Raw genomic sequence first — 6,000 nt, forward strand, 5'->3', positions numbered from 1 at the left:
GTTCGACGACAATGCTGTGTTCGGCGAAATGTTCAGCGTCTTGGTGACGCCGTGTGCCACGTACCCGTGTTGAGAAGATCGCGGTGGTCGGCGGATCGGGAATACCGGGCTTGATACGCGAACACAGGTGTCCAATCCGACCCGTTGCACGGCCGGTGCCGTCGTGGCCGGTGCCGTCGTGGCCGTTAGTCGAGCTCAACAACCGGGTTCGGTTGTTGAGCTGCAGCGCTGGCACATAGACACCTCGGCCTGCTGACCGAGAATCTCGAACGTACATCGGATCTGCTTGGGTCGATCCCTGGTCAGGCTATAGTGGTGTCCGGCGATGGATCTCCGCCGAGACCGCCCCGTAGGGGGTTGTCTGAACCGCCCCAACCCTGGGGCTGATGGCTCCTTTCCCTGAGTGGAAGGAGTCTGTCCATGAACGGCCATCACGACCCGAATCCGACCCTACCGGTCGATCCCGACAGTGCGCCCCCAAGCCCGCTGCATGCGCGAGCGTCCGCGATCGCCGCCGTCGGTGTCGGTGGATTGGTCGGGGCCCCGCTCCGATACCAACTCGGACTGTGGTGTTCCTCTGCCGCGAGTGGCTGGCCGGTGACGACCTTCGCTATCAACATCGTCGGGGCGTTCCTGCTCGGAATGCTGCTGGAGGGATTGGCTCGCCTGGGCCCGGACACAGGGTGGCGGCAGCGGGTCCGGCTGTTGGTGGGCACCGGGATGCTCGGTTCGTTCACTACCTACAGCACACTGGCCGTCGATACCGATCTGTTTCTGCGCAGCCATCAGTGGTGGGCCGCCGGCAGCTACGCGGCCGGCACCGTACTGGTGGGTCTGGTCGCCACCACCGCCGGAATCGCGATCGCCGCGCGACTGCGGACACGGCCCGCGGAGGCAACACAATGACGACACTCTGGATCGCCTGCGCGGGCAGTGCAGGGGCGATCGTCCGTTTTGTGCTCGACGGGGCCATCAGGCACCGCCGGGCGTCGGATTTTCCCTGGGCGACAGCGATCATCAACGTGACCGGATCACTGCTCCTCGGATTCGTCACCGGACTGATCCTTTTCCACGGACTACCCCAGGAACTTCAGCTGATCGTGGGCATCGGTTTCTGCGGCGGGTACACCACCTTCAGCACCGCCAGTTTCGAGACGGTGCGGCTGATCCAACGTCAGAAGTACATCGCTGGCGTGTTGAACGCGGTCGGCACCCTGCTGGTGACTGTCGTCGCCGGCGGTGCCGGTCTCGTCCTGGCTTCCGTATGAGGAGAAAACAATATGAGGAGAAAACAATGACCGAGGACGATCCCAGCCACGCCTCCTGCGACGACCTAGGGGACTGGCGCGCTCCGCTACAGGTGGACGGCCCCGCCGCCTCGGTAGAACCGGTGTGCCACCTGGTCGTGGGGTTCGACCGGCACCCAGCAAGCCACGCTGCCTTGACCTACGCGATGGACCTTGCCGGTCGACTGAACGCGTTCCTGCATGTAGCGCACATCGTCGACACCGATGACCTGCCGATCGACCCGGACAGCGACGACTGGGAACAACGCATCGCCGACGCTGTCGAACAAGAGCGCCGCGAGGCATGCGCGATGCTGGCCGCCATCCCCGGGAACTGGGCGTTCTACTCGAGGCGGGGCAACCCGGCTCGACTGTTGACCACGATCGCCGACGCCAACGACGCCCTGATGATCATCATCGGTACCACCCGCGGCGGGATGATGTCACTGGTGGAGAGGGCCGTCGGCGAATCGGTGTCCGCGACACTCGCCCGCCACGCCCACCGCCCGGTCCTCCTCGTCCCCGCTACCGATAGGCAGCATAGTGACGCAGCCCAAACACGCCGGTGACCCATCCGCCGCACCGGGTTCCCGCCGCGCGCTTCCAGAAAGAAATCCACCGAACCGCCACGACCATCGATGGGGGGCGTGTCGGTTCGTTGTCGCGTTCGGGACGGTCAGCATGCTCGCGGACTTCGTCTACGAAGGTGCCCGCTCGATCACCGGCCCCCTCGCCTCGCGGGGGGCTACCGCCTTCGTCGTCGGGGTGTGGTCACCGCATCCGACGAGGTCGCAGCGCTGATGGTGCGCTCGGTCTCCGGCCCGGTGGCATACACCAAGCCGCCGCTTCTGGGCGTCGACGTTTCCGGTTACGCCCACCCCGTCATCGCCGTGCACTTCCTCTGGATCGCCGGCGCACTGGCGCGTCTGCGTTCTCGTGATCGACGAACGGAGCGGCAAAGCCATCCGTTCCCCAGCCGAAAACCGATCTGCTCTACGACATTCGATTCCCGCGTCGCTCACCGTCGTTCCCGCAATCCAGGTCATCGCAGTGGCCGCCCTACTCGCCACCGGTCGTCGCCGCACCTGGCACCCCACCGTCCATCCCACGCAACCCAACCAAGGAAAGTCACCTATGTTTCCTGCTCGTCCGTGGATTCGGCCGTTTGCCGCCGCTCTGCTCGCATTTGCCGCACTGCTCGCCGCCGGCACTCTCGCCTCCACCACTGCTGTGACAGAGGCGGGTCTGCGGTTCCACGACCGTATCGCCCTTCATCGCGCCGGCTGGGCCACTGCCCTCGCCGAATTTGTCACGGACTGCGCACAACCGGTCGTCGGAATCGTGGTGGCGATCGGTATCGCCGCATGGCTCACGTGGAGAGGCCGACGGGTCGACGCGGCATGGGCCCTGGCAGTGATGGCATCTACCCTCGTCGTGTCGACAATCGCGAAATACAGCATCCGCGAACCCCGTCCCCCGCAACGGTTCTGGCTGATTCCTCCCGACACCGTGTGGTCGTTCCCGTCTGGACATACAGCGGTGGCTGCGGCCATGATCGGGCTTGTGGTCCTGCTCACCGCTCGGGCGCACGTAATTGTCCGGCGGTTGGCCCGCACGACATCAGTGCTGTTCGCGCTCGCCGTCGCTGCCTCCCGGCTGTACCTCGGCGTACATTTCCCGCTCGACGTCGCCGCGAGCATTCTTGCCGCCAGCACTGCGCTCCTCGCACTGTGGACCATGTGGTCGATCCCTCCGGTCCGACACTGGGTCAATGTCCGGCTCGGACCGACCCCTCAGGCAGCCTCACCCGACTGATCGCGGACCCACTCCGACTCCGAGCACTACGTGACGGGAAGGTGAATACAAGTCCGCCGTCGACCGTCCGCGGCTGGTAGCGCAGGTGAGGATCGTTGCCCACAACTCGATACCCTCAGGTTGGTCAGCCGTTGAGAGCGTGCACGCCGACGGGGCCTTCATCTCGCTGAGAGGCGTCAGGTCTAGACGGATGAGCGCCCGGACGTCCGGGCGCGGTCTCGCTGGGAACATGGCCCGACGTTAGCCCCAGCACCTGCGTGGAAGGTCAAGGATTTGACCTTCCACCCGACTCGAAGGTTTATCCTCGTGCGCATGTCCGCTCTGCGCATTTCACAGCTGTCATCGGCGACCGGCGTCCCGGCGACCACGCTACGGTTCTACGAAAGCGAGGGCCTGCTCCCGGCGGACCGTTCGGCGAACGGTTACCGCGTTTACGACGACCGCGCTCGGCAACGCTTGGCGTTCATCACCGCCGCCAAGAGCCTGAACCTGTCGCTGCCGGAGATCAAACTTCTCCTTCGTGTCTGGGAGAAAGACTCCTGCGCAGCAGTCAAAGCCGAACTCGGCCCCGCCATCGAGTCCCACATCGCGCACGCCAACGAATCGATCGCTCAATTGACCGCTCTGCGTGAGAGTTTGACCGACGCGCTGGCCCGGCTCGGGGACACACCCGACGCGCCGACGCCATGCAATCCGGACTGCACCTGGCTGATCTCAGCGAACACCGCGGTGGGCACCGCATGAACATATCGAGCACCACCTCGGTGGTGGCGTGGCTGGAGAAGTTCCAGATCCCGCTCTACCTGCTGGCCCTGCTCATCGGTGGCGGTGTCGGTTTGGGTGCGCCGTCGTCGGCGCATGCGTTCGAGATTGCTATCAATCCGGTACTGATCGTGTTGCTCTACGCTACGTTCCTCGCGGTTCCGTTCTCCGCCATCGGCGCATCGCTGCGCGACGGCACATTCTTGCTCAGCGTCGTAGTACTGAATTTCGTGCTCGTTCCAATCGTCGTATTCGCTCTGACCCGGTTCGTTGCTGCTGATCAGGCGGTACTCGTCGGTGTGCTGTTGGTGTTGTTGGCTCCCTGCATCGACTACGTCATCGTCTTCAGTGGGTTGGCCGGTGCAGCGTCGGAACGGCTCCTCGCGAGCGCGCCGCTGTTGATGTTGTTGCAGATCGCGTTCCTGCCGCTCTACCTGTGGTTGTTCGTCGGGTCCGAGCTGGTGGAGATCATCGACATTGCACCGTTCGTCGAAGCGTTCGTGCTGTTGATCGTTGTTCCTCTGGTGTTGGCGGCCCTGACGCAAGCACTTGCGCGTCGTCGGCGTATCGGCACCCAGATCATGGATGTGATGGCCGCGGCGATGGTGCCGGTCATGATGGCCACTCTTGCCGTCGTCGTGGCGTCGCAGATCGACGCAGTCCGCTCCGAAGGCTCCCAGCTGTTTGCCGCGGTGCCGATCTTCGTCGCGTTCCTGGTCATCATGGCGGTTGTCGGATGGGCGACGGCCAGAGTGACCCGCCTGGACGTCCCGGACGCTCGGGCCTTGATCTTCTCCGGTGCCACCCGAAATTCGTTGGTCGTTCTGCCGCTGGCGCTCGCGCTGCCACCAGCACTGTCTCTTGCTGCCGTGGTCGTGGTGACGCAGACACTGGTGGAGCTGATCGGAATGGTCGCCTACGTCCGACTCATCCCCTGCCTTGTCCCAGCTCACGCTGCGAGAGCACCGGTGAAGTTCGAAACAACTCGCACGAACCAAGGCAATCCTGGGTGACGAGAACTGGATAAAAGCAGGTGGCGTCAGTGAGGGTGAACGAACCACGGGATCCAGTGCCGCGACCCCGTTCCACTTCCCGCGAGCATTGAGCATCGAATGGGGACTTTTCCGGCAAACGCGCCTGTGGGCTCCGCGCCCGCTACGACTGCAGTCTCTACGCTGGCACCGTGCCCCTGCCGACCCATGTGACCGACCTGATCAGCTACGAATTATTGCTGTCCGTCGCCGAGCTGGGAAGCATCGGACGCGCAGGGGAGGCGCATGACATGTCGCAGCCAGCGGCGAGCGCACGCCTGAAAGCACTCGAAAGCCGCATCGGGGTAGCACTCCTGCATCGCGGGCAGCGAGGTGCCACCCTCACCGCAACCGGCGAACTGGTCGCCGGCTGGGCCGAGCGCGTCATCGCCGAAGCCGCCGAGCTCGCCACGAGCATCGCAATGCTGCGCACCGACCGCCACAGCCACATTCGTATCGCCGCAAGCCTCACCATCGCCGAATACCTCATACCGCGATGGCTCATCACACTGCGCTCCCACGACACTTCCATCACACCGACTCTCACCTCCGGAAACTCTGTCGACGTAGCCGCATCGGTGCTCGACGGCCGCGCCGACATCGGATTCGTCGAAAGCCCCGATCTGCCCAGCGGACTCCACTCGAAGGACGTTACCCGCGACGAACTCGTCGTCGTCGTCGCCCCCGATCATCAATGGGCTCGACGAACGATCACGGCGAGCGAACTGGCCGCGACACCGCTGGTCACCCGCGAACCCGGGTCCGGCACACGTCTCGCGCTCGAACGTGCGCTCCGGACTGCGGGCCCACTCGCCGCGCCACTGCTCGAGGTGTCCTCCACCACTGCCATCAAAGCTGCCGTCATCGGCGGCCTCGCACCGGCCGTACTCAGCTCCCTCGCGGTATCCGCCGAGATCGCCGCCGGAACGCTGGCCCGCGTTCACACAGAGGGGCTCGACCTGCGCCGGTTCCTGCGTGCCGTGTGGCCCGCGGGCCGTGAACTGCGAGGACCGTCGAGCGACCTGCTCGTCGTCGCCCTCAAATCCCCGCAGTCATAACCTGAGGTTGGGACCGGCCAGGTAATCGGTGTCTACCGGTGACGACTG

General features: G+C 64.7%; 7 protein-coding genes. All 7 read left to right on the plus strand.

Annotated elements, in window-relative coordinates; all coding sequences use genetic code 11:
• The first annotated feature begins 420 nt into the window (after positions 1-420).
• The 7 genes from IEW02_RS23595 to IEW02_RS23625 all read left to right on the plus strand — a co-directional run bounded on the left by IEW02_RS23595 (position 421) and on the right by IEW02_RS23625 (position 5,952).
• Complete coding sequence (locus IEW02_RS23595; protein ID WP_027494245.1) at positions 421-906, plus strand: fluoride efflux transporter FluC; 486 nt, start codon at positions 421-423, stop codon at positions 904-906.
• Entirely contained in the window at positions 903-1,268 is a 366-nt protein-coding gene (gene crcB, locus IEW02_RS23600; protein WP_027494244.1) for a fluoride efflux transporter CrcB, read from the plus strand. Before IEW02_RS23595 ends, crcB begins: the two co-directional genes overlap by 4 nt.
• Before the next feature lie 26 nt (positions 1,269-1,294).
• Entirely contained in the window at positions 1,295-1,855 is a 561-nt protein-coding gene (locus IEW02_RS23605) for a universal stress protein (RefSeq protein ID WP_027494243.1), read from the plus strand.
• 367 nt (positions 1,856-2,222) lie between these two features.
• Positions 2,223-3,101 (plus strand): phosphatase PAP2 family protein, encoded by an 879-nt coding sequence (locus tag IEW02_RS23610; protein WP_051364869.1) that lies wholly within the window; start codon positions 2,223-2,225, stop codon positions 3,099-3,101.
• Positions 3,102-3,413: 312 nt separating this feature from the next.
• Complete coding sequence (locus tag IEW02_RS23615) at positions 3,414-3,845, plus strand: MerR family transcriptional regulator (protein ID WP_027494242.1); 432 nt, start codon at positions 3,414-3,416, stop codon at positions 3,843-3,845.
• The gene (locus IEW02_RS23620; RefSeq protein WP_051364866.1) at positions 3,842-4,876 is read left to right on the plus strand and encodes an arsenic resistance protein; all 1,035 of its coding nucleotides are present in this window, start codon (positions 3,842-3,844) and stop codon (positions 4,874-4,876) included. The genes IEW02_RS23615 and IEW02_RS23620 overlap by 4 nt, the downstream gene beginning before the upstream one ends.
• A gap of 170 nt (positions 4,877-5,046) precedes the next feature.
• On the plus strand, positions 5,047-5,952 hold the full coding sequence (locus tag IEW02_RS23625; protein ID WP_229746270.1) for a LysR family transcriptional regulator: 906 nt from the start codon (positions 5,047-5,049) through the stop codon (positions 5,950-5,952).
• Positions 5,953-6,000: the final 48 nt, after the last annotated feature.

The sequence above is a fragment of the Rhodococcoides trifolii genome (genome assembly GCF_014635345.1).
Lineage (GTDB): Bacteria > Actinomycetota > Actinomycetes > Mycobacteriales > Mycobacteriaceae > Rhodococcoides > Rhodococcoides trifolii.

Coding starts and splice junctions, on each gene's coding strand:
- IEW02_RS23605 (WP_027494243.1), top strand. CDS start 1,295: ATGACCGAGGACGATCCCAGCCACGCCTCCTGCGACGACCTAGGGGAC.
- crcB (WP_027494244.1), top strand. CDS start 903: ATGACGACACTCTGGATCGCCTGCGCGGGCAGTGCAGGGGCGATCGTC.
- IEW02_RS23595 (WP_027494245.1), top strand. CDS start 421: ATGAACGGCCATCACGACCCGAATCCGACCCTACCGGTCGATCCCGAC.
- IEW02_RS23615 (WP_027494242.1), top strand. CDS start 3,414: ATGTCCGCTCTGCGCATTTCACAGCTGTCATCGGCGACCGGCGTCCCG.
- IEW02_RS23620 (WP_051364866.1), top strand. CDS start 3,842: ATGAACATATCGAGCACCACCTCGGTGGTGGCGTGGCTGGAGAAGTTC.